Source organism: Bradyrhizobium sp. UFLA06-06 (assembly GCF_054820065.1).
Genome location: NZ_JADFUD010000077.1, coordinates 1 through 23,836, shown reverse-complemented (window position 1 = coordinate 23,836; position 23,836 = coordinate 1). Strand labels below are relative to the sequence as shown.

Annotated in this window: 13 protein-coding genes and 8 pseudogenes; 18 read left to right on the top strand and 3 right to left on the bottom strand. The window is 59.2% G+C overall.

The genetic code is table 11. The annotated features are described in order from the left end of the window. Window positions 1-50 precede the first annotated feature (50 nt). The 13 genes and pseudogenes from IF803_RS37405 to IF803_RS37345 all read left to right on the top strand — a co-directional run. Window positions 51-284, top strand: a pseudogene (locus IF803_RS37405) (transposase); the annotation flags it as partial. Between the two features lie 224 nt (window positions 285-508). Further along, on the top strand, window positions 509-1,483 hold the full coding sequence (locus tag IF803_RS37400) for an NADPH:quinone oxidoreductase family protein (protein ID WP_461195642.1): 975 nt from the start codon (window positions 509-511) through the stop codon (window positions 1,481-1,483). Between the two features lie 278 nt (window positions 1,484-1,761). Continuing rightward, window positions 1,762-2,203, top strand: a pseudogene (locus IF803_RS37395) (transposase); the annotation flags it as partial. 538 nt (window positions 2,204-2,741) lie between these two features. Continuing rightward, window positions 2,742-4,002: pseudogene (gene ltrA, locus IF803_RS37390) on the top strand (group II intron reverse transcriptase/maturase). Window positions 4,003-4,076: 74 nt separating this feature from the next. Continuing rightward, window positions 4,077-4,562: pseudogene (locus IF803_RS37385) on the top strand (IS630 family transposase); the annotation flags it as partial. Window positions 4,563-4,667: 105 nt separating this feature from the next. Further along, on the top strand, window positions 4,668-4,853 hold the full coding sequence (locus IF803_RS37380) for a hypothetical protein (protein WP_461195641.1): 186 nt from the start codon (window positions 4,668-4,670) through the stop codon (window positions 4,851-4,853). 1,578 nt (window positions 4,854-6,431) lie between these two features. Beyond that, window positions 6,432-7,358: a TauD/TfdA dioxygenase family protein gene (locus tag IF803_RS37375; RefSeq protein ID WP_461195640.1), complete on the top strand. Its 927-nt coding sequence runs from the start codon at window positions 6,432-6,434 to the stop codon at window positions 7,356-7,358. Window positions 7,359-8,646: 1,288 nt separating this feature from the next. Then, on the top strand, window positions 8,647-9,642 hold the full coding sequence (gene bioB, locus IF803_RS37370; protein ID WP_461195639.1) for a biotin synthase BioB: 996 nt from the start codon (window positions 8,647-8,649) through the stop codon (window positions 9,640-9,642). 115 nt (window positions 9,643-9,757) lie between these two features. Further along, a complete protein-coding gene (locus IF803_RS37365; protein ID WP_461195656.1) occupies window positions 9,758-10,096 on the top strand; it encodes an aspartate 1-decarboxylase in 339 nt (112 codons plus the stop codon). 3 nt (window positions 10,097-10,099) lie between these two features. After that, window positions 10,100-11,254, top strand: a complete 1,155-nt coding sequence (locus tag IF803_RS37360) for an 8-amino-7-oxononanoate synthase (RefSeq protein ID WP_461195638.1) — start codon at window positions 10,100-10,102, stop codon at window positions 11,252-11,254. Further along, window positions 11,251-11,853: pseudogene (gene bioD, locus IF803_RS37355) on the top strand (dethiobiotin synthase); the annotation flags it as partial. The gene IF803_RS37360 and the pseudogene bioD, both read left to right, overlap by 4 nt. Before the next feature lie 22 nt (window positions 11,854-11,875). After that, a pseudogene (locus IF803_RS37350) lies at window positions 11,876-13,136 on the top strand (adenosylmethionine--8-amino-7-oxononanoate transaminase). A 510-nt stretch (window positions 13,137-13,646) separates the two neighbouring features. Continuing rightward, entirely contained in the window at window positions 13,647-14,519 is an 873-nt protein-coding gene (locus IF803_RS37345; RefSeq protein ID WP_461195637.1) for an SDR family NAD(P)-dependent oxidoreductase, read from the top strand. Window positions 14,520-14,898: 379 nt separating this feature from the next. Here the strand turns inward: IF803_RS37345 and IF803_RS37340 are convergent. Further along, window positions 14,899-15,674, bottom strand: a pseudogene (locus tag IF803_RS37340) (SDR family NAD(P)-dependent oxidoreductase). Window positions 15,675-16,783: 1,109 nt separating this feature from the next. Here IF803_RS37340 and IF803_RS37335 point away from each other — a divergent pair. Continuing rightward, the gene (locus IF803_RS37335) at window positions 16,784-17,215 is read left to right on the top strand and encodes a hypothetical protein (protein WP_461195636.1); all 432 of its coding nucleotides are present in this window, start codon (window positions 16,784-16,786) and stop codon (window positions 17,213-17,215) included. A 147-nt stretch (window positions 17,216-17,362) separates the two neighbouring features. Here the strand turns inward: IF803_RS37335 and IF803_RS37330 are convergent, their stop codons facing one another. Beyond that, window positions 17,363-18,652, bottom strand: a complete 1,290-nt coding sequence (locus IF803_RS37330) for an aminotransferase class I/II-fold pyridoxal phosphate-dependent enzyme (protein WP_461195635.1) — start codon at window positions 18,650-18,652, stop codon at window positions 17,363-17,365. A 774-nt stretch (window positions 18,653-19,426) separates the two neighbouring features. Between IF803_RS37330 and IF803_RS37325 the strand changes: the two are divergent. The 3 genes and pseudogenes from IF803_RS37325 to IF803_RS37315 all read left to right on the top strand — a co-directional run. Continuing rightward, window positions 19,427-19,498, top strand: a pseudogene (locus IF803_RS37325) (GlsB/YeaQ/YmgE family stress response membrane protein); the annotation flags it as partial. A 596-nt stretch (window positions 19,499-20,094) separates the two neighbouring features. Continuing rightward, the gene (locus tag IF803_RS37320; RefSeq protein WP_461195634.1) at window positions 20,095-20,823 is read left to right on the top strand and encodes a PLP-dependent aminotransferase family protein; all 729 of its coding nucleotides are present in this window, start codon (window positions 20,095-20,097) and stop codon (window positions 20,821-20,823) included. A 179-nt stretch (window positions 20,824-21,002) separates the two neighbouring features. Next, entirely contained in the window at window positions 21,003-21,893 is an 891-nt protein-coding gene (locus IF803_RS37315) for a crotonase/enoyl-CoA hydratase family protein (protein ID WP_461195633.1), read from the top strand. A 456-nt stretch (window positions 21,894-22,349) separates the two neighbouring features. Here the strand turns inward: IF803_RS37315 and IF803_RS37310 are convergent, their stop codons facing one another. Further along, window positions 22,350-22,583, bottom strand: coding sequence for a tyrosine-type recombinase/integrase (locus IF803_RS37310; RefSeq protein WP_461195655.1), 234 nt, complete (start codon window positions 22,581-22,583; stop codon window positions 22,350-22,352). A gap of 471 nt (window positions 22,584-23,054) precedes the next feature. Between IF803_RS37310 and IF803_RS37305 the strand changes: the two genes are divergently transcribed. Beyond that, on the top strand, window positions 23,055-23,492 hold the full coding sequence (locus IF803_RS37305) for a hypothetical protein (RefSeq protein WP_461195632.1): 438 nt from the start codon (window positions 23,055-23,057) through the stop codon (window positions 23,490-23,492). Window positions 23,493-23,836: the final 344 nt, after the last annotated feature.

The following is a 23,836-nucleotide window of genomic DNA, read 5'->3' as shown; positions in this document are numbered from 1 at the left end:
ATTTGAGGGTCAATCAGCTACCCGGAGGACTCGGGTGAGAGGATTTTGAAATGGGTAGCCGAAGCAAGGATGGAAGTGAAGCGCGATTTGCGGCTTATGTGGACGGATTGGTAAGCGTCATCGGACATGCGGATCGGGCGAAGCCGCTACGCGACTACTGTGTTGGCCCGATGCTGCCTGGTGAGCGCAAGAGCGTAGAGCCGATGGCGGCGATCACGTCGCCGGAGCGCACAGCAGCCCAGCATCAATCGCTGCTTCAATTCGTGGGCACGGGCGGATGGCAACGTAAATGGCGCGACGATCTCGATCCGACATCCTTGCGGCATGTCAGGCGCTCGAATGGTCGGCCATAAGGCGCGGCGCCCGCTATGTGATCGTGAAAATGTGTGTTGGGGGCGGAATGGGGGAACCGTGAGGCAAATCATAGGGTACGGTCACCGCAGGGACATCGCTGCGTGTCACGTGCACCTGTCATAACGCGTCCCTATCGCTTTCCAAGGAGAGAACCATGCATGCCTGGCTGTGTGAGAACCTCACTGGCGTCGACGCCCTGCAATGGAAAGAGCTGCCCACGCCCCAGCCGAAGGCGGGCGAAACCCTCATCGAGATCAAGGCGGCGAGCCTGAACTTTCCCGACCTGCTGATCGTCCAGAACAAGTACCAACACAAGCCACCGCTGCCTTTCGTTCCCGGCAGCGAATACGCCGGCACGGTGGTGGCCGTCGGCGAAGGCGTCACGCACATCAAGCCGGGGCAGGAAGTCGCGTGTCTTTCCGGCACCGGCGGATTCGCCACGCACACGACCGCGCCGGCTGCGCTGTGCATGCCGCTGCCTCCGGGCATGACGCACGTCGACGCGGCGGCGTTCATCATGACCTATGCCACATCGTACCATGCGCTGCTCGATCGCGGGCAGCTGAAAGCCGGCGAGACGGTGCTCGTGCTCGGCGCGGCAGGCGGCGTGGGCACGGCCGCAATCCAGATCGGTAAGGTTGCGGGTGCGCGCGTGGTCGCCGCCGCCTCGACCGACGAGAAGTGCGAGCTGTGCAAGCAGCAAGGCGCGGACAACGCGATCAGCTACTCGCAAGGCAACCTGCGCGACGCGATCAAGGCGGCGACCGAAGGTAAGGGCCCCGACGTGATCTACGACCCCGTAGGCGGCGAATTGGCTGAGCCGGCGTTCCGTTCGATCGCGTGGCGCGGGCGCTATCTCGTGATCGGCTTCGCGGCCGGCCCCATCCCTTCGCTGCCGCTCAACCTGCCGCTGCTCAAGGGCGCGTCCATCGTCGGCGTGTTCTGGGGCGCCTTCGCGGGCAAGGAGCCCATGGCCAACCAGGCCATGATGGCCGAACTCGGTCGCTGGTACGTCGAAGGCAAGATCAAGCCGGTGATCGACCGGACGATGCCGATGGCTGAGCTCAAGGCCGCGTACGCGCACATGGGTTCGCGCGGCGTGAAGGGCAAGCTGGTCATGGTGAACTGACCACGCCGCCCGATCAGCTACATGTCGCGCCTGCAAATCCACAAGCTGCCTTTGTCGGCTCGCTGGGAGAGAGGGGCAACGCCGACGACGTGCTGGAACGTCACCTGCAGTTCGGCAGCGAAAGCCTGTCCGAGTTCATCCTCGGCAAATCGATCTGCCGCGAGGTGAGCCTGGACTGGGGCTACTAAAGCGGGATGAGGTTAGGTTGAATCGATTTGGGATTCCCAAATCAGTGTATTTCTGATTCACCATGCTGGCTGGATAGGAGGCCAGCATGGATGGGCAAGCCTTACTCGCTGGATCTCCGTAAGCGTGTGGTGTCCGCGATCGAGGGCGGGATGTCGCGCAATCGGGCCGCCAAGCAGTTTGGAGTGGCGATCGGCTGGATGCAGCGGGTCGAGGAGACCGGCAGCGTTGAGCCTGGCCAGATGGGCGGTCACAAGCCGAAGGCGGTTTCGGGAGACCACGCAGTCTGGCTGTCGCAGCGGATCAGGGACGGCGATTTCACCATACGCGGTCTCGTTGCCGAGTTCGCCCGTCGCGGCCTGAAGGTCGATTACCACTCGGTGTGGGACTTCGTCCATGCCGAGAAGCTCAGCTTCAAAAAAAAGCGTGGCGGCTGGCGAACGCGATCGACCCGAGGTCGCGAGGCGACGAGCCCAGTGGACAAAGTATCAAGATCGCGTCGAAGCTGAGCGGCTGGTCTTCATCGACGAGAGTGTGCTGCAGAGCAGCGGAAGGAGTTCAACATGAACTAAAACCGATTGTGAAGCTGCGGGAAAAAAGATGGGGGGCTGGCCCCCCGAGATCGGCTTTCAGGAGCGGGTCTCAAACCAGTCCGAGCGGCTGCGGTAAAGAGCCGTGGTGGTGAGCGTGGGATCAAAAGTTCGGATCAAACCGAGCAGGTGAGTGTCCGAAAGACGAACGAAAGTGAACCCTTCGAGGACGCGTCGTTATGAATCCAAGCGTCGTCAAAACCAGGATCGTCTCGTCATCCTGGGACAAGTCCGCCAGATGACCGGGCGGACGACGACCGGCGTAGAGGGGGCGTGAGTCGGACACAGGCTTTCGCGTGGAACTGCAGGAACCAGGTTCTTGATGCCAAGGGAGAAGCGCAAGCGGCGACAACCGTGAGGCGAGAGTACCGATGCAAGAGACTGGGGCGGACCGATCCGTAGGAGCGTTGAGGGCCCTGTAATGGGGTCGGAGCAAAGGGATCGGGTCAGGTAGTCGTACTCTTGAACCAACTGGAAACAGGATGACTTCGAACGGTGCGACAAACAAGCCGTTCTCGATCGAGAAGCGGCGAGTGTACGAAGCGTACAAGGCGGTCAAATCCAATCGCGGAGCGGCCGGAGTGGACGGACAGACCTTGGAGATGTTCGAGACAGATCTTGCAGGGAATCTCTACAAGATTTGGAATCGGATGTCGTCAGGGACCTACTTTCCACCTCCGGTGCGCGCCGTCTCCATTCCAAAGAAGGCGGGCGGCGAAAGGATTTTAGGTGTGCCCACTATCAGCGATCGGATCGCGCAGATGGTGGTCAAACAGATGATTGAGCCGGAGCTGGAATCCATCTTCCTGCCGGACTCTTACGGATACAGGCCGGGAAAATCGGCCTTGGATGCCGTGGGCGTCACGCGTCAGCGGTGCTGGAAATATGATTGGGTCCTGGAGTTCGACATCAAAGGACTGTTTGACAATCTTCCGCATGATCTTCTGCGGAAGGCGGTCCGGAGACACGTGCAATGCAAATGGGCACTGCTCTACATCGAAAGGTGGCTGACAGCGCCAACTGAACAGGACGGGAAGCTTGTTGAGCGAACTCGCGGAACCCCGCAGGGGCGTGATCAGCCCAATACTGGCCAACCTGTTCCTGCATTATACGTTCGATCTCTGGATGGCGCGGACACATCCCGACCTCCCTTGGTGTCGGTACGCTGACGACGGACTGGTGCACTGCCGGACGGAGCAAGAAGCAGAAGCCATCAGGGCGGAGCTTCAAGCGAGGCTGGAGGTGGTGTGCGGACTTCAGATGCACCCGACAAAGACGCAGATCGTCTATTGCAAGGACAACAGGCGTCGGCGAACGTATCCGAGGGTTAAGTTTGACTTTCTCGGATATCAGTTCAGGCCGCGGCAGGTGGCAACGTCACAGCGGAAGGAATTCTTTTGTGGATACACCCCGGCGGTCAGTCCGACAGCTTTGAAGGCCATGCGAGCAACGATCCGAAGCTTGCACATTCCCCGGCAAACGCCGGGGACGCTGGCTGAGATTGCCCAACAGATCAATCCGCTCCTCCGGGGGTGGATAGGTTATTACGGTCGGTTCAGCCGTTCAGCGCTGTTCTCTCTGGTCGACTACGTCAATCAGAAGCTGAAGGCGTGGATCATGCGAAAGTACAAGCACTTCCGGCTCCACAAAACCGGTGCTTCGCTGTTCTTGCGAAAGCTGGCTCGGAATAATGCGGAGCTGTTCGTGCACTGGCAGTTCTTCGGAACGACCACGTTCACCTGACGGGAGTGAACCGAGAGGTTCACGCACCGTTCTGCGAGAGGCCGGGGGTGAAAATCCCCCGGCCTACTCACCCCTGGACCAGGACCGATATGGCGCCCTTGCGGGGATGGGCGCCGCGCGGACACAGACTTCACGCCAAGGTTCCCCACGGCCGCTGGAAGACCATGACCTTCCTGGCGGCCCTGCGCCATGACCGGATTGATGCGCCATGGTTCATCGAAGGGCCGATCGATGGCGTGAGCTTTCGCACCTATGTCGAGAAGGTTCTGCTGCCCGTCCTTCGACCCGGCGATATCGTCATCTTGGACAACCTCGGCAGCCACAGGAGCAAGGTAGTTCGCCAGCTCATCCGCTCGGTCGGCGCCAAGCTCTTCTTCCTGCCAAAATACTCGCCCGATCTGAACCCGATTGAACAGGTCTTTGCCAAGCTCAAACACCTGCTCCGCAAAGCTGCCGCGCGAACCGTCGACGCGGTCTGCGCCGCAATCGGCCACGCACTCGATGCCTTCACATCCGAGGAATGCGCCAACTACCTCAAAAATTCAGGCTATCGAACTTAATGCCATCAGGCTTTAGCGCGCACACGGCGCTTTCCATCTTCGCCCCCATGAAAGGAACCGTCATGCAAGCAAGAACCCTGTGCCTGGCGCACCTGGCAACCCGGCGTGTCCGCCATCGCATTCGGGCTCATCTCCGCCACTGTGCACGCGCAAGTGCCGAAGAAGGTGATCAATGCGCAGACGATCAGCACCTATCCTCCCTGGTTCTTCAAGGATCCCGCAACCAACAGGGTCACGGGGTTCGACATCGAGACCCTCAATGCCACCCCGCGAAGGCAGGCCGCGAGATGAACTGGATCGAGACCAGCTTCCCCAGCTGATCAGTTTCGCGGCGCTCAAGACTGGCCAGAGCGATATGACGGGTTCGGGCCATGATCGATTCGGCCGAACGGCGGCAAACCCTGAATATCGCCAGCTGCGTTTCGGCTATGCGTAATAGCGATGTGTCCCTCAATGGGCAGCTTAACGTGGCCGCGAGAATTGTCCCAGCCAGTGTTGAACGTAGGTAGGTCTATGCTATCGTCCCAGACGCTTGGAGCAGTCTGCTTCGTTCGCCAAGACCGTTGCGACCTACTCTGAGATCCTACAACATGACGCTACGCTCGATTCAAGCTCTCTGAGCGGGCCACGAGAATATCTCGTAGCGTGCGACTCCGATAACGAGCTAGGACAAGAAGCTGAAAATGCACCGTTATCAACACAGCGGCTGGCGCGAGGAGAGCCCCGACGTCCACTGGCGCTGAAACTCTCATTTCGTTATCTAGCATTATGACCCTAACGCCGCATGGGTAACTTTTCGAGGATTTAGGCCGCGGACTTTGTCAAGACGAAGCGTTTGAGATCGGGATTGTGGTTCTTCAGGAATTCCATGATGGAGCTATTGCGCTACTTGGAGTTCCCATGTCGTCTGAGTCCGCGGTCGGTCTTGCCGTGCCGTCGACCTGTGGCGTCGCTTAGTCATGACAAATGCAAGTTTGCGCGCGTGAAGGCAGATCATGCCGGGCAGTTCGCCGATGATCCCAGATGGGATAGGCAGGACGAAGCGACCAATGCCCCCAGCTAGATCTGAATCGTCCCAATAGGCAGTGAGCCACATGCCCAGAAATCTGGAATGGCCGCGATGCTATGTCCGGTTTGCGACATCGGCGTCATTAGCCGGACATGGAGGGTACGACAAAGATGGAGGCTTAAGATGATGCCTCTCGTGCTGACCTCGAACGTCTGCTTGAGGGATGTTGGCCCTTATCGCGTTTCACCACCGAGGTGCTCGGTATTGCTGCCCAATTGGCCGTGATGCAATTTGTTGTACGCGATGCCATAGTGCGGTGCTTGTCGAAGACGTTCCTTACCGGCGATTTGCAAGCGTTACAGCTTCTGGGAGATAACGTGGCGACGTCGACGCGCGGCCGACCAAGCTGAGGTGGGCGCTTTCAGCTCGGAACGTTAATGTCTTGCGCGCATGGGTCCTGAGTGTCGGCAGCCGCCGGAGCACCAGGCGCTCAACCTCAGTCAGGATACGAGACAGGAGCACGCGTGATCTCGCCCGTTACTCATGCTCGTGGAGCCGCCTCGATCGAAGCCGGGCCGTCTATGCGCGGATCACGGGTGTTGCGCTGGTACGGCGAGGAGTCAGCGGGCTGTTTGCGTCTCGACTGCGCTTGTCGTATCCACCGCAACAAAGCGTGACATTTTAGAACACGCGCTGTCCCTGCCAGGACGAGCTATTTCCTTTAGAAATGCACGTGCTTCACGCCCGGCGTTCGCGATTGGCACGGTGCTTGCTGGGATCTCCCGGAAGGCGAGGCCTGCCCATGAAAGTCAGCGCCATCCTGCCTCCGGCGAAGAAGCCGCAATTTGGAGAGTACCACCATGAGTAAAACGGGTTTGGACGATGATGTCATTCCGCGTGCCAACGTTGTCAAACGCGCGGCGCGCATCGGCGCTGAAATCAGGAACATCAAGCTATCGGGCGATTTGCCGGACCAGACAATCGCCGCGATCAACAGTGTGCTGCTCGAGCACAAAGTCATCTTCTTCCGCGACCAGGGTCATCTCGACGATGCTGAGCAGGAGCGCTTTGCTCTTCGTTTTGGAAAGCTTGCGCCGCCCACAATGAGTCTCAATAGTGGAACGCCGTCGATCCTCGAACTTGATTCCGCCCGCGCCGGTAGCCGGGCCGACGCGTGGCACATCGATCAGAGCTACCTTGATGCCTATCCCAAGATTTCAGTGCTGCGAGGTGTTGTAATCCCAAAGTTCGGCGGCGATACGGTCTGGTCAAACACCGAGGCCGCTTATCTCGATCTGCCGCCACCGCTGCAACGGCTTGCCGACGAGCTCTGGGCCGTTCACAGCAACGCCTATGACTACGCCGTAGAGCCTCGCGTCAGGGAGGTGGACAAGAAGCATTATGACGAGGTCTTCACCAGAACGATCTTTGAGACTGAGCATCCCGTGGTGCGCGTCCACCCCGAGACCGGCGAGCGGACGCTAGTGCTCGGCGTTTTTGTGCGGCGTTTTGTTGGCATCCCCAAATATGACGGCCAGCAGCTGTTCGATCTATTCCAATCTCGTGTCACCGCGCCCGAAAATACCGTGCGTTGGAACTGGAAGGAGGCCGATGTCGCGATCTGGGACAACCGCGCCACGCAGCATTATGCGGTCAATGATTACGGCGACCAGCATCGCGTCGTGCGTCGCGCCACCATCGATGGCGACGTACCCGTCAGCGTTGACGGGCGGAGCAGTGTAACGCGCCTCAAGGCCACCAAGCAGCCGCCCGCGAAGGTCGCCTAGCCCGTTCGCAAATTTCACGTAGATCCGGTCGATGCAGACTCTGCTCTTATCCGCGGGTGCTGCTCGAAGTATCCGCAGGTCAGAACGGCCCGCGGGGGCGTCGCGACTGTCATGGGGTTTCGTCCTCGCGGCTAGTCTCGTCCGCTAGGTCATAGCCGAGCCGCCCTTGGGACAGACTGAAATTCGTTAACAGAGAGGAGGGGCCGTGCAGATCGCATTTCCGGAGCTGGCCGAGGATCTCGACTTATCTCGCCCCGCTCAATTGAAGTGAGTCGATCGGCGGGGCGCAAGACATCCAGAACGTCATCAACGGTGACGTCGACATCGGCGGCCCCTTCTACGGTGCGAGTATCAAACTGATCGCGGCAAAAGGTGTTGATCAAGCCGGTTGTCGGCTATTGCGAGGCCGATGCCGAAACTTTAGCGGCTACGATGTGAAAGAAGGCAGCCCGATCCGTCCGCGCGCGGCCTGATCAGCAGGAAGGTCGCGGTCAATACCCTCGGGCGCATTTTTAATTCGTGCTCCCGATTATCTGGGGCGAACCACCCGAGGTCATTACCTTCAACGCGGAGCCACGCGCGACTCCAGCGGCCCGTCATCGTCGGATAGCGCGAGGAGGTCCTCAACGGTGACCCGCCGCCGGTCGGCCTCCATGCCCGGCAAGGCGATGACCACTGGTGGGGCGGCCAAGTCGACTATGGCCCGCAACTCGACGTTCGTTAATCGGAAGGAGACCGGTTGCGGCGTCGCGCCCAGCTTCCAGACGCCCCAGCACGCCTCAATGAGCTTGCCTCCGTTTGGCAGCCCGATGGTGACAAGGTCGCCGATATGACCCCCAGTCCCTCCAGCGCCCGCGCGATGCGGTTGGCTCGCGCCTCCAACTGCCCGCAGGAGAGGGTGATCTCGGCGCAACTGACGGCTGGGTATCGGGCGCCATCTGGGTGCGGCGGAAAAAGCTTCTCGCCCCAAGGGGATCAGATCTTCAGCCATTTTCCGTTTTGCAAGTATCTTGTTCGTCACACCCAGGCCGGAGCACGCTCGCATTGCACCGGCTCCGCCACCGGCCGATGGCCATGCGACCGCTTGGCATCCACATCTCAGGAGGCCCTCATTTTGCAGGATTTTTGCAGTCGCGGCCTGATCTTCGCGGTCTTTAGGCGTCGACCCGCTTTACTTTGCAGTTGGCGGCGACAATCACTGCAAGCTGCCACGAGCGCTGGCGTCGATCCGTGATCGGCTATTATTGCATGTTATCTACGATCGGCCGAGGATGGGAGAGTAAGTCCTATGGTTGGTGGAGTGGGAGTGCAGCGGGACGACCGCGGCAAGAGCGCGCAGGCCCGTAGTGACTGGGAGCGCGCCGAGGCCGAAGCGCTCTATGGCCTGCCATTTGCCGACCTGATGTTTCAGGCGCAGAGTGTTCATCGCGCGAACTTCGATCCAAACCACATCGAGACCGCAAGCCTGCTCAGCATCAAGACGGGCGGCTGTCCAGAAGACTGCGGGTACTGCTCGCAAAGCGCGCATTACGACACCGGCTTGAAAGCCACCCGCCTGATGGATCGCGCCGATGTGGTCGCCGCTGCGCAACGCGCCAAGGATGCTGGCGCGAGCCGTTTTTGCATGGCCGCGGCTTGGCGCGGTCCAAAGGACCGCGACCTTGATCAGGTCTGCGACATGATCCGCGCGGTTAAAGCTCTTGGCATGGAAACCTGCGTCACGCTTGGCATGTTGACGCCAAAGCAGGCCGCGCGACTCTCAGATGCTGGGCTCGACTTCTACAATCACAACATCGACACCTCGCCGGAGTTCTACGGCAAGATCATCACCACCCGCACCTTGCAGGATCGCATCGACACACTTGCACATGTGCGCGAGGCCGGCATCAAGGTCTGCTGCGGCGGCATTATCGGTATGGGCGAGCGCGCCGAGGATCGCCTCGCCATGCTGGTGCTGCTCGCCAATCTTCCCAGCCATCCGGAAAGCGTACCGATCAACCTGTGGAACGAAGTCAAGGGCGTGCCAGTAATTGAGACTGCGGAGTGTCCCGATCCGATCGCTCTGGTGCGTCTAGTAGCGACCGCTCGGATCATGATGCCGAAGACCGTGGTGCGGTTGTCTGCGGGACGGCAGTACATGACCGATGAACTGCAAGCGCTGTGCATTTTGGCCGGCGCGAATTCGCTCTTCATTGGCGATGTGCTATTGACAACCAAGAATCCGGAGCGCCAACGCGACGCACACTTGCTGCACCGGCTAGGTATCACCTCAGGGCTTGCATAACGAAATACCTCAAACAAGGACGCCGCGGACCCTCAGCTCGGCTAAAAAATGCAAATCACGCTGATGAAAGGCTGTGTCAATAGCGCTTCCGTGACTGACGCCGATCTGAACTTCGATCTCGATCGATCGTATACTGCTGGAGGCAACAGTCCTCCTACTCAAGGAGCGCGTCGCACTCTGCATTATGGAGACTGGAGCCCACTTTGCCACCTACGTGATCGAGGCGCTTCCGGGATTCGGCTCAACAAGCCTGAACAGTGCGACTGCGCGACTCGCCATGACTGGCGACAAACTTATTGCATATGCCTCATTCGAAGAGGAAGACGCCCTTCAGTTCGCGCGTCGTACTTGTCGACCGGGACTATCGAATATTGCGGGGTTGAACTCCTGCAGGCCGAAGCTGACGCTTGCAGCCAATGAAGCTTTGCGCGATTGGGGGCGGTTCCGGGAGTAACAAATGAAACCAAGCCATGCGGCCAAAGGCGGCGACTATGTCGCAGCTTTGCATGCTCTGAAAGAAGCTTACCGACTGCGCGGCCTCAAGCCGCGAGCGGGGATCGATTTTGTATCGAACGATTATCTGGCGCTTGCGACCGCGCCCCGTATGAAGAATGCTATCTCAGCTGCGCTAGAGGCAGGCACCCCCATCGGAGCCGGCGGGTCGCGGCTTCTGCGCGGCAATTGCGAGGAGCACGAAAAGCTCGAAGCAGAAGCGGCTCAGTTCTTCGGAGCGGAGACGGCCCTCTTCTTTGGCGGCGGTTACGTTGCAAATTTCGCCGTCCTAACAACCCTGCCGCAGCGGAGTGATTTGCTTGTGCTCGGTTCCCTCGTGCACGCTAGTATTCACGAGGGCGCGCGAGCCGGCCGAGCCGACTTTCGGATCAGCGAGCATAATGATCCGCAGTCGGTCGAAAACACGGTTCGTGAATGGCGGGCGAACGGTGGCGTCGGGCGCGTCTGGATCGTCATCGAAAGTCTCTACAGCATGGATGGCGATTTCGCGCCTCTGAAGGATCTGGTGACAATCGCCGACCGGTACGACGCGTTCCTCATGATTGACAAGGCTCATGCCACAGGCGTTTACGGCGAACACGGACGAGGACTCACTGCGCCCTACGAGAGGCGCGAGAATGTCCTAGTGGTTCACACCTGTGGCAAGGCCCTAGGCGCTGCTGGCGCACTCGTTGCGACCACACGAGTGCTGCGCGACTTCCTGGTAAATCGCTGCCGTCCATTCATCTTCGCCACTGCGCCGTCACCATTGATGGCCATCGCCGTGCGGGAGGCACTCTTGATTCTACAAGAGGAACCTGTGCGGCAGCAGCGTCTGGCCAACCTGGTCGCGTTTACGCATCAGGAGATCCGCGCGCGCGGTCTTCGGAGTCCTTCGGACTCGCAGATCGTTCCCTACATCGTTGGAGACAATGCCCGAGCAATGGGCCTGGCCTCTGCGTTGCAGGCTCGCGGCTTCGATATCCGCGGGATCCGACCGCCAACCGTGCCAGCGGGCACGGCCCGCCTGCGGATTTCAGTCACACTCAATGTCGGGGAAGACGACGTCCGATCAATGCTAGATGCGCTCAAAGAGGAGACAAGGGGCTGGTCTCAGTGAATCAGCGCATCGTGGTGACGGGCACTGATACCGGAATTGGAAAAACGGTCTTTTCCGCTGGCCTCGCCAATCTCCTCGGCGCGAATTATTGGAAACCGGTTCAGGCTGGCTTCGACGGAAAGACAGATACCCAGCTTGTCGCACGGCTGGGACTTCTCTCGCCCGATCAGATCGTGCCGGAGCTCTATCGTCTTAGAAAATCTGCCTCGCCCCATCTATCCGCGGAACTCGACGGAGTTCGGATCGACACAGAATCGCTCCATGTCCCGAATACTGGGAAACAGCCGCCCGTGATCGAAGGCGCAGGTGGGCTGGATGGTCCCGCTGACGCGGAATGCTCTTTACATTGACATCTTCGAGCGATGGCGGCTTCCGATCGTGCTTTGTGCGAGCACAGCACTCGGTACAATCAATCGCTCGCTACTTTCGATAGAGGTTCTGCGAAAGCGCCAGATCGGAATTCTTGGAATCGCACTCTTTGGCGAAGGACATCTCGAGACTGAGAGGACCATTTGCGAAATTGGGGCCGTGCGTTGGGACGATTGCCTTGGCTTTCTCCTCTCACGGCAGACGCGCCGCAGGCTGCTTTCAGGGACTCGTTGTCCCTAATGATTTCAAGCTATGACGCCAAAGACGAGGTCGTCGATCTGGCATCCGTTCACGCGACACGCGCTTCAGGACGAGATGACGAAGGTTGTGCGAGGCGATGGTGCTTACCTCTACGCTGCGGATGGGGCTCGTATCATCGATGCAATCTCATCGTGGTGGGTCGTCAAGCATGGTCATTGCCATCCACGAATTGTAAGCGCGATTCAAGATCAGGCAGGCTCAACCAAATCGTATTTGCTGGCTACACTCATGATCCAGCCGAGGAAGTTGCGACGCAACTCTTGAAACTCCCGCCCGGTGGGCTTGATCATGTCTTCTTCTCCGACAGTGGCTCCTCGAGCGTGGAAGTTGCCCTAAAAATGGCACTCGGCTATTGGCACATATCGGCGCGCAGCGAACGTGCATTGTCGTAATGCAACATTCCTATCATGGGGACACGATTGGGGCGATGTCGGTCGGTGTCCGAGGCATGTTCGACGCGGCGTACGAGCCCCTGCTGTTCAACGTTATCACAGTCCCGTTCCCGGCGAAGGGCCATGAGCAGGCCACTCTCGATGCGCTCGACTCTACTTGCCGAAAGGAAGGGCCGCCTCGCCTTTATCGTCAAGCCGCTGATATTGGGAGCGGGCGGAATGCTGATGTACCCAGCCTGGGTGCTAAGAGAAATTAAGCAGATATTTGAGTCCTCGGATGTTCTGTTCTGTTCGCTGCCGACGAGGTCATGACGGGCTGGGGACGCACTGGAACGTTATTCGGCTGCGAGCAGGCCAATGTCATGCCCGACATCGCCTGCTATTCCAAGGGCCTCACGGGTGGGGCGCTCCCACTTGCGGTGACACTCTGCCGTGGGGACATTTTCGATGCGCATTATTCGAAAGATTGTACCCGTACTTTCCTTCGAGCTCATATAACCGCCAATCCAGTAGTCTGCGCAGCCGCAAAGGCTAACCTGGATCTCTGGCGGCACCTAAAACACTCGCCAGCGTAGCGTTGGCCGCCACGTTGCAAGAGCAGGCACTGGAGTCATTCCGCACCGACTCGCGCTTTGCAAACGTTCGTCGGACCGGGGCCATCACAGCACTCGATCTGAAGACGACTGATCCGGGCTATCTGGCGGGCGTCGGTGCAAACCTTGGAGCCTTCTTCAAGGACCGGACTCTGCTGCTGCGGCCACTTGGCAATACGATTTTACGTGATGCCGCCTTACTGCGTCACGGCGGCAGACCTGGCTGATATCGACGCCGCCATTGGCGACGCTGTCGACACAGTGTAGCTGATCTTCTATTGGCTGACTGTCTGAGGTGGCGTCACTTTCGTAATCGACACTCGCGATGAACTTCTGCGCTAGAGCGTGAAATTAGTCCGAAATACGCGAATCTACAGAAAAGTGAGCCGATTTTCTTCCCAGCGATAGGGGTAAGGATTTTATTGCTGGCGAGTGCCCGGCGCACGCCGGGCGCGACAGAGCGGGCGAAATGAGCAGACGTGGCAACAAGCTGGACGGGCGATAAATGCGATACGGTGGTCGAGCTGCGCGATGCTCCGCATCGCGAGCGTAAGCCCGTGGAATTGAAACGGTGCAGCTGCGGCCTTAAAGCCGGCAAGGCCTTCTCATAGGAGCCACCTCTATCTTAACGAAGCTCTCGCGTGTGTGCCTTGCACGCAGCACCAACGCCCTGACGTTTATATCTAGGAGGCGAGAGCAGACGACCAAGGACTAAACCACTGAAGATGCGGTAGCGCCGCGCGCGCGCTCACGATGCGGACATTTGGAGAGCACAGGATGGGATTGTTGGACGGCAAGGTGGCGATCATTACTGGGGCGGGTGGTGGGCTCGGCGAGGCTTATGCAGCGCTGTTCGCCAAAGAGGGCGCGGCCGTCGTCGTCAATGACCTTGGCAGCTCAGTCGATGGATCCGGCGCTGGCAGCGCGGCTGAAAAGGTGGTGGCTAAGATCATAGCGGCCGGCGGTCGCGCCGTGGCCAATGGCGATGACGTATCCACCTTGGCCGGAGGTGAAAATATCCTCAGAGCCGCGATCGATGCTTTCGGCAAAGTCGACATCCTGATCTGCAATGCAGGGATCCTGCGCGACCGGACATTTGCCAAGACCTCGGAGGAGGATTGGGATCTCGTCGTCAAGGTTCATCTGAAGGGGACATACTGCTGTTCGCTACCGGTTTGGAAGTGGCTCAAAGACAACCGTCGCCCAGGCGTGATCATTATGACGTCCTCAACGTCAGGGCTTTTCGGGAATTTCGGCCAAGCAAACTACGGAGCGGCCAAGGCGGGTATCTATGGCTTGATACGAGTTCTCTCCATCGAGGGCCGCAAATATGGCATCCGCGTTATGGGCGTGGCGCCAAACGCAGTCACTCGCATGTGGGCGGACGTTCCAGGCGCCCGGGAGAGCGAACCCGATCCCATCCTGCGTCCCGAAAACGTCGCTCCTGGTGTGCTCTTCATGGCCTCTGACTTAGCGGCTGACCATTCGGGCAAGGTCCTTGCCGTATCGGGCGAAGAGATCGCAGAGATAAAGATGCTGATGACTCAGGGGTTCCATCCCAAAGGCCCGTACACAGCGCAGGACGTGGCGGCGCGCACGTCTTCGGTGTTCTTTCCGGCAGATATGAAGCGGATCCCCTCGAAGGCCTAGGTGTAAGAAAAAGAGCGCTAGCCGAGCCGTCAAGGCGGTCCGCTTGCGTCGTATTCGAGGATTCGCCAATTGGTCCTGCGGCGCAGAAGTAGTTGATCGCATTCGCTTGCTGTGAAGGGGCAATGATGCGGCCGACGGCGCTCGATGGGCAACTGCCTTCTCGCGAAGAGTGCGGTCGCAATCGAGGCCGCCTTCTTCGTCTTCACCATCACGATCATGGTCCACGAGAGTCCGCCGAGCTCGGAGATGTAATACTTGTCACCGTTGATCACCCACTCGTTGCCGACGAGCTTTGCGATGTTGTAGATGCTCTCGGCACCGCAGCAGCAACGTTCCGTTCAGTTGTTGCGTAGGCCCGGACGTGCCCCGTCGTTATGGCTCAAAACGCGGTATAACCGCCGTCGATCACGAAAGTGTCTGCCGTATGATACGACGAAGCATTGCTCATCAGGCATACGGCGATGCCGCCGAAATCGAATGGCTCACCAAAGCGCCGCTGCGGAATCCTCCGCATGATATTGGCGACGAAGTTTTCGTTGGCCATGATGCCGGCGGTCATGTCGCTCTTGATCCAGCCCGGGAGGATCGCATTCGCGGTGACGCCATAGCGAGCCAGCTCCACGCCGAGCGCGCGCACTACCGCGTTGATGGCCGCCTTCGTCGCCGCATAGTGCTCGTACCGCGCACTGCCGAAGATCGAGGCCAAACTCGAAGTCGCAACCAACCAGCCGAAGGCGTCCCCGGCATTGGCGCGCGCGGTCATGTCTTGCCGCGGCCTGGAAGGCGTGGAACACGCCCGTCGAGATTGTTCGCAAACATCGTGCGCCATTCATCTTCGGTGCGTTCAATGAAGGCGCGCGTTCCGCCGCCGATGCCAGCATTGGCAAAGCATCCGTCGACTCGGCCGAAGGTGTCAAGCGTCGCCCTCATGGCCGCATTTACCGACGCTGGGTCCGTGACGTCGCAGACACGACTGTCAACCTTGCCCGGCACGTGCGCCAGGCTGGCTGCGGCGCTCTTGTTCTTTTCCGCGTTGCGGCCCCAGATCGAGACATCGCAGCCTTGGGCTACGAGCGCTTGCGCGATGTCCAGGCCGATACCGCCATTACCGCCGGTGATTACAGCCACGCGGCCGGTGAGATCGAAAATATTCATGAGCATTCCTCGCTGATCTTGGCATGACCCGCATCAGCCGGTGCGCACAAGATTGTCCGATATTTCCTGATCACCATGGACACGCCAGCGGCAAAAATCAACTATGTGCGTCGACACAAGCAATTCCAGTCCGCGCAACATCGCGGTCCGCAACGGCAAGAGGAAACAATGCAGTTCAAGCAGATCGCGCTTGATTTCGATGGATCGGTTGCCGTCTTCAAGCTCGACACGGGGAGGTCATGAACGCAGTCTCGGTGGATATGCTGGCCGGACTGGCAAAGCGCCCGACGAGATCGAGGAGCGGAAGGACGAGATCCGTTGCTTGGTTCTGAACGGGGCGGGCGTTCTGCGCCGCCAATCGAGCAGGGACACGACAAACAGTCGAAGAAGATCAATGCGGGTGTGACGCTGGAAACCGGCTTTCGCCCCTTCCTGCCGCATCCGCCATCTGCATTAGCCGCTCGGCACTGCCGTCAACGGGCGGGAAGCCGGCGCGGGCATGAGCGTCGCGCTTCGGCCGATTTCTTGCACGCCTTCCGCCACATCGGCGCTGCCGTGCGGACATTTTCGACGCAAACTATTCGACGGATCCTACGCGTACTTTGCTTCGCTCGAGTTCAGTAGCTTGCGCCGCCGCAAAGGTGAACGAACTTGGATCTGTAGCGCGACCAAAACGCTCGCCAGCGTGTGGCGTTGGTCGCCGTGGTGGAAGGGCAGGCACTGGAGCTACAGCACAGTGCAGTCCTTAAGAACGAAAAGCTTCGGCCTTTGGCGCTGGACGTTGCGGTTACTGGAGAACAAGGTCGTGGAACTCGGCATCGTTGACCGCGCCAGCGACTCAACGATTGGGCGGACGCTTAAACAAGCTCTCTCAAACCGCATCGGCGGCAATGCTGGGTCATCCGCAGAAGGCGAACAGCGCGTTTGCACCAGCGATAGAAGATGGGCTGACCTTATACACCGGCGGCACGATCCCGATCGCACCCTGGTTTGTCTGGAGGAGACCTCAAAGCAACTGCTTGCCGAAACGCGCGTGCCGATCCCAATGAAAGCGGCACCTAGCTCGTTTCGATCACGAGTACGAGCGCAACGGCACTGCCAACCTTTTCATGATGTTTGGTCCGCTCGAGGGCTGGCGCCGTGTCACGGTCACGGATCGCCACACCGCGGTGGATTATGCGCTCGTCTTGAAAGACTTGGCCGATATTTACTTCCATCGCGCGCGAACCATCGTTCTGGTCCAGGACAAATCTCAACATCCACAGCAATGCGTCTCTCGACGAAGACTTTCCGGCCGCCGAAGCTGGGCGGCTGGTCGAACGCTGTCGAATGACACTACACGCCAAAGCACGGCAGTTGGCTCGATCTGGCGGGGTCCGAACTCGGTATTCTATACCCTCAGCGCCTCGATCGCCACATCCTCGACAACAAACCTAACCGACGAAGTCGCCGCCAGGGAGCAGGAGCGAAACGCCAATCACGCCAAGGTCAATTGGCAACTTCACGACGTCCAAAGCGCGCGTCCTGGATCGGGCGACTAGTAAGTGCCAAACCATGTCTCGTATCTCAGTCGGACACAGACGCGCTCCGTCGCAATGGCTCGTTGACAAGCTTCCGCCCTCCCGGTCCGCCATCACGTGACAGAAACCTTGGTCCGAACTGGCAGCTCCATGAATTCGTCCGCTGAATCACCTCAGAGGGTAGGGCTTTCCCGTTGTTTCGGCTACTGTTTCCAAAATGCAATCGCACAGCCGCTCTATGTCGCGAACCTCATGCTCCGCTGTAATGCACACCCGTATCCCCGCCTTTCCTCGCCCGACCGTGGGGAAGAACGTCACCAAGGTGTAGAAACCGCCATCGAGAAGCCCTCTTGCGATCGCAATCGCATTGGCCTCCGATCCGATGGCAATCATTCTGATCGGAAGTGAATTGCCTTGCTCGGCGGTTGCGATACGACGGTCAAAGAGATCGATGCGTTGCGCCAATCGCTCCTGCCGCTGGCCGAGTTCTGACGAGCGGTGAATTTTGCACGACCCAAGCGCCGCGCCAACTGCCGCTAGATTGGGGGTCACCGAAAACCCATAGGGAATGGAGTATCGTCGAAACAGGGTCTCGTGCTCGCTCGTTCCGAGCATTAGCATGCCACCAGATGCGCCGAATCCCTTGGCCAGCGAAGCGGCTATGATCGTTCGCTCACCGAGCACTTGCGGAAACTGAGAGCGAGCAAATCCTTCGCCTTGGCGTCCGAAGATCGATATGCCGTGAGCATCGTCGATATAGAGAAAGAGCCCATAGCGTTCCTGGAGCCGACGCAGTTCCTCGATCGGCGAATAGCCTCCCATGGAGTAAACACCATCGCATACATAAGCAGCCACCGGATTTTCGCGGCACAAGCGTTCGAGAGCGTCGATGTCGTTGTGGAAGATCGTTTCCACCCGCGCTTCATCAGCCACCACCGGCTTGTGATAGGCGAGCGAGCCGTGTGCAAGGCAATCGAACACGACTAGCGGCTTTCTTCCGCCCGTCAAATGGCCCGAAGCAAGGATAGGCATCGCGCCAAGATTGGCGAGCATGACACTGGAAAAGGTCAGCACGCGCGCGCAGAACATCTCGGACAGGGTTTCTTCAAGTTCTCCCAGAAGATCGAAATTGAGTTGCGTTCGGGCGCAGGACCAATGCAACGACCGCTGCGCCTCGATCGCCTCGATCGCCCCAGCGACGATCACCGGATGATTGTCGAGGCCCAGATAGGAGCATCGCACGAAATCAATTACCTGCGGACGACTGTCGAGCGGGCCGCTGCCCCAAGCAATGCTGCGTCCGGTCGTAGAACGTCCGTGGACGGTCATGAGGCCTGCCGTGTGGGCTGCATCGAAATACGGCCTGCTCTCGCTGATCATGGGGGCGGTGTTCCGAAGGTATCCAGTCGGGCGACCACCAACTGAGGTAACGATCCGTCTTTGTATTTCATTCTCCATTCTAACCTACCAAGAATATGCAGCCACCGTTCACCTGTGCACGCACAAGGCCTAGCGACATCGAGCCCAACTAAGGTTCTGCACATATCTTACGGGGAGCTCGATCGGCCCCCTAGTCCACATGGACTAAACCACTAGCTACCTCGCTTGTGCAGCTACCGGATCAAGTAGGGGGTGGAGGAGAAGGAGGCGTCGTTGTAGCGGCGCCTCCTCTAGCACCCACGAAATAGATGGCGCCTTCTCACTGGTGGCGACCGGAGCAGCGTTTTTCACCGTAACGATAAGGCCGCAACTCGCTGCTATTCTCAGACGGAGATTAGAACATAAGCGCTCAAGCTCGGCCGGAGGGAGATTCTTGAGAATCCTAGTTCTGGGTTGCCAGAGAGGCGTTTAGGCTGGGAGCCGGACCACGGCAAAACACCATAGCAGCAAAACCATGCTGCGCTGGGGGCTATCTGTCGGACGGTGGTTAGGCCAGAAAGATCCGCCATGATCGAGCCTATGGTCTCGCGCCTGTTTGTGGCCATGACGTCGCGGCGGAAAAAAGCGAGTGTCCGACGTGCGGAACGTGTCGCAAACACAACCTAGGCCATGCCGGCGCAATGAGCCCTGTCGGCGTCCATCTGGAACTTTTCTCGCATCAGCAACGGGGCCGACGGCTTGCATTGGCGAGCATGACAGAGGAGCAGGCGAGCACGTCCCGCGCAGAACAGCTCCAATAAGGTCGCTTCAATGCCGACGCGTTTCGCGAGATCTGGGTCGGCTAGGTGCGAGCATTGCGGCCCCAATCAGGGCGCCGGCTTCATCGGCGCGACGATTGGCGCGGTGGTCTTGCTGTTCATCTGAACCCATTTGGTCGCAAGAGGCGTGATCCGAGACCTAAAACCCGAAGCGTAGCCTCTCACCAAATCAAGCCTCCAACCATGCACGGGCTCGCTAGTTGTGTTGCTTGAAGCTGAGCTCGCACTAGCGAAGTCGAGATGAGGTCCTCACTGCAATCCGACGTTCGCGCGGACCACGAGCAGGGAGCTCAAATCAGCTGTGCATCCTAGCGCTGCCGCTGCCGTTTTGGTCAGTTCGGAAGCCGCCTATCGAAACACTGAAGAGCTCGCGTCAGTTCCGAAGTCGACAACGCATGTGTAGTTCTGAATCGAATACTACTAGTCTTAGCAGGTTCGTCATTCCGGGTTCTAAGGTAAGTGAGTGGAGCCTCTCTGAGAGATGAGCCGTGCAAAATAGCGATCGCCGATCGAGTGAACGTTCGATCGATATGCTCACAGCTCGCGCAATCAGCGGCTCGCTTGTTCATTTGAACAGCTTGTTTGCGAAGGAGGCGACACGAGGGGGCTGGTTAGCCAGGCACGAGATATGCAGGCTTTCGACGTCCCAGAATCAAAAGTCCGCTCGTACTCACGTTCTCTGCCAAGGCGTGCGGCTACATTATGTTAGCGCAGGATGGTCGAGAGCTCGATGGTCGAAAGCTCATTGATTTCCTCTCCAGCGCTGGAGCGCTCAATCACCAGGTCAAAATCCCTATTACCGAATATCTCGCATCGGATGCCGTAGTCCGCGGGCTTGACCTGGCCACTCCAGCAAAGATCGAATTTATGGAGACGTTGAGCTCTATCATACTCCGGGAACGGAACCTGCACTACCGGTTGCAATTCACGGGGCCGACAGGTGCCAATGCTATTGAAGCAGCGTTAAAGCGCTCACGCAAAGTCACAGGACGCCAGAACATAATTTCATTCACGCATGGATATCGTGGCACGAGTTTAGAAGCGATTGCCGCGGGCGGTAATCGTCTTTGTCGCGCAGCCAATAGCGTCCCTCGGTCGGGTCCAACGTTTATGCCTTTTGATGGTTATCTTGGGCCGGCTGATACTGCTGACGACGTGCGAACGGTGTTGATGGACGAGAGCAGCGGCATCGGTCGTCCAGCTGCCATTCTCGTCGAGCTGTGCCCCGCAGCTCTAAATCGGTATTGGCGCAGGCAGACTTTCTCGCAAGGGCAGCACATGGGAGAACTGTTGCGGCGCCGACTTGGGGCATTGTATCCGGGTACGGCAACAGTTTTGCTGTTCGAGGGCGGGGCATGGTGTTGGGGTTTGATTGCTAAATGGTCGAAATCGCAGAGACTACGGCACGTAAGGCATTTGAGAAGGGATTGATTCTGGAACAATGCGGACCCATTGATCAGGCCCCAAAATCTTTGCCTGAACTCACGATCGGCTCTGAGACATTAAGTCAAGGCAGTGAGATATTCGACGAATATTGGCCGAAACACAGAAACAGACTAGGTCGTACCGGCCGGCCCCCTCTATTCATCCAGACCCGAGAAGGAAACACTATGGCTTACGAGACCATCAAATATGAGGTCGTCGAGCAGATCCTAACCATCACCTTGAACCGACCGGAGAAGCTCAACGCTTTCAATCTCAGCATGAAGTGCGAATTGATGGACGCGTTCGACCGCGCCGATAGAGACGACGACATCCGCGCCATCGTCGTGACCGGCGAAGGCCGCGCCTTTTGCGCGGGCGCTGATCTTTCGCATGGCGCCAATTCATTTGATACGGATGCGCTGTTCGGGTCGGTGAGACGGCTACCCGGTGGCTCGGTGGATTACAGCGATCCGAAGGTTGGCGACATTGGCGGCCAGCTCACGTTGCGGATATTCAAGTGCCTCAAGCCCGTGATCGCTGCGGTGAACGGACCGGCCGTCGGCGTGGGCCTGACCATGCAACTCGCGATGGACATCCGAATCGCCAGCGAGGTCGCGCGCTTCGGCTTTATTTTCTCCCAGCGTGGCATCGTACCGGAGGCCGCCTCGAGCTGGTTCCTGCCGCGCATCGTCGGCATCGCGCAGGCGCTGGAGTGGTGCTATAGCGGGCGGGTGTTTTCGGCTCAGGAAGCGCTCACCGGCCGGCTGGTCACCAAAGTGGTGCCGCCGGATCAACTGATGGCGACGGGATATGCGCTCGCCCGCGAGATCGCTGAGAAAACCGCTCCTGTATCGATCGCGCTGACCCGGCAGATGATGTGGCGCATGCTGGGCGCCGATGACCCGATGGAAGCCCATAAGATCGATAGCCGCGCCGGCTATATGCTCGGCCGTTCCGCCGATTGCAGGGAGGGCGTGATGGCATTTCTGGAGAAGCGGCCCGCGGTATTCAAGAACAAGGTGTCCGCCCACATGCCAGATTTCTTTCCATGGTGGACGGAGCCGGAGTACAAATGATCATCGGGCGTTCCGGCCAAGCGAGGCGCAAGCCGGGGAGCGAGCGGATGTTGTAGCATCTGCCGGTGAGGGTCTATCCCATGTGAGGTCACGCGTCACATGTAGCCAATTGCAATTTGATCGTGCGACTGCGCCAGGCCGGAGGGGGCGGCGAGCAGCGCGGAGGCGAACGAACAGCCCGCAGGACCACCCGTTTCGGCGTACTGGTGCTGCGAGTCGCCGAATATCCGGCCGGGCACACGCAGCAAGACCCTTCAGGTGGAGGCGTGAAGACGGAGAGGCGCCAGGAGCGCCGAGATGGCTAAGCACCGTGCAGCGATGGCAACCCACCGCAATAGGTGGTCTGGGTCGAAGCTGTGGTGTGAACGGAGCGCATGCTATCTGGATGGGGGCAGGGACGCAAAATGATGAGGGGCGGTAGCGCGGGGTCCATTTGCGTGGCTCAGTCCGGAGGGATCACCGTGATGGAGAGCCGTCGAATGGGCCGGCGGTGGGGGTGAGCAGATTCACGCAACCTGAGCGTAGTGCGGCGGCCGATACCAAGTGGGCATGTCCGAGCAACACCTGAATGATGCGGATGTCGATCCCGCCTTCCAGAAGATGGGTGGCAAACGAGTGCCGGAGAGTGTGGACAGTGATCGGCTTGGCAATCTGAGCACCGCGCCGGGCGGCCGGGCAGGCGGCCTGGATGGCGGGGACGCTGATGTGTCCACTTGGGTCATCGCCTGGAAATAGCCATAGGCCCGGCCGTCGACCTCACCTTCAGGCGGGCGACCTCGCCAACCCATAAGCCTGCCGCATAAGGGATCATCAGCACGACGCGGTTGCGCAACCCCGTAACCGCCCCCAGGAAGCGCACGATCTCTTCGGCACTGAGGACGAGCGGGAGCTTGTCGGGCTTCTGGCCCCCGATGATGCGATGATGCGCTCAAATGCCTCCGCATCCCCGAGTGTCACGCCGTAGAAAAACCGCAGCGCACAAGCGACCTAGCTGATGTGCGACATCCACGCTTTCGGCTGATTGAGTGAGCGTCACGAGAGGATCACCGTGCCCGGCCTTGACTTGCGCGGAATGCTTTGGATTGCCCGATCGGGGTGATTGACGCTGCCGCTGGGCGATGATTGGGTGCTCCCGGTTTGAAGGGGGCGACGGGGATCAGAATGACCAGCGAGTCGCAGCTGCGCGAGAAGCTTCGGAAGATCGAGGCGTTGTTCGCGGGTGCAGCAACTGCTGGTGAGCGCTTGGCGGCGGAAGCCGCACTGCAGCGGGTGCGTGCCCGGGTCGAGGAGCTCGCTCGCCACGATCCACCGATCGAGCAGCAATTCTCACTTCCTGACCAATGGTCGCGGCAGCTGTTTCTGGCGCTTTGCCGTCGATACGGGCTGCGGCCGTTTCGTTACCATCGCCAGCGACGCAACACGGTGATGATCCGCGCGTCACGGGGCTTCGTTGACAAGATCCTGCTGCCGGAGTTCACCGAGCTGGAGAGGGCGCTGCAAGTCTATCTGCACGAGGTGACGCTGCGCGTGATCCGCGAAGAGATCTATGACGACACCAGCGACGCGCAGGAAGTTCCCGACGCCCTGCCGTCAAATTGATCAGGCGGCGAGCTTTGTCTCCAGACCATCGCGCTCGGCCTTCCATGTCCATGGCAGCAGTGTGTGCAGCTGATTGATCTTGGTGCGTCCGGAGACGATGCGCTCGAACGTCGGTCAGATAATGCCGCGGGTCGATGTCTTGCAGCTTGGTCGAGTTGATGATCGACGCGAGAATGGCCCAGGTCTCGGCGCCGCCTTCACTGCCCGCAAACAAATAGTTCTTCTTTCCCAACCCTATCGGCTTGATGGTGCGTTCGACCGTATTGTTGTGTGTGCCTTGCCAAGGCGCACTGTTCTCCCTGGTGAAAATCCAGGCCGGCAAACTCTCGCTCCAGCCGGAAGTA

What these genes read in the sequence shown, in the direction of transcription:
- IF803_RS37400 (WP_461195642.1), top strand. Translation starts at nt 509, where the DNA reads ATGCATGCCTGGCTGTGTGAGAACCTCACTGGCGTCGACGCCCTGCAA.
- IF803_RS37375 (WP_461195640.1), top strand. Translation starts at nt 6,432, where the DNA reads ATGAGTAAAACGGGTTTGGACGATGATGTCATTCCGCGTGCCAACGTT.
- bioB (WP_461195639.1), top strand. Translation starts at nt 8,647, where the DNA reads ATGGTTGGTGGAGTGGGAGTGCAGCGGGACGACCGCGGCAAGAGCGCG.
- IF803_RS37360 (WP_461195638.1), top strand. Translation starts at nt 10,100, where the DNA reads ATGAAACCAAGCCATGCGGCCAAAGGCGGCGACTATGTCGCAGCTTTG.
- IF803_RS37345 (WP_461195637.1), top strand. Translation starts at nt 13,647, where the DNA reads ATGGGATTGTTGGACGGCAAGGTGGCGATCATTACTGGGGCGGGTGGT.
- IF803_RS37335 (WP_461195636.1), top strand. Translation starts at nt 16,784, where the DNA reads ATGATGTTTGGTCCGCTCGAGGGCTGGCGCCGTGTCACGGTCACGGAT.
- IF803_RS37330 (WP_461195635.1), bottom strand. Translation starts at nt 18,652, where the DNA reads ATGGAGAATGAAATACAAAGACGGATCGTTACCTCAGTTGGTGGTCGC.
- IF803_RS37320 (WP_461195634.1), top strand. Translation starts at nt 20,095, where the DNA reads ATGTTAGCGCAGGATGGTCGAGAGCTCGATGGTCGAAAGCTCATTGAT.
- IF803_RS37315 (WP_461195633.1), top strand. Translation starts at nt 21,003, where the DNA reads ATGGCTTACGAGACCATCAAATATGAGGTCGTCGAGCAGATCCTAACC.
- IF803_RS37305 (WP_461195632.1), top strand. Translation starts at nt 23,055, where the DNA reads ATGACCAGCGAGTCGCAGCTGCGCGAGAAGCTTCGGAAGATCGAGGCG.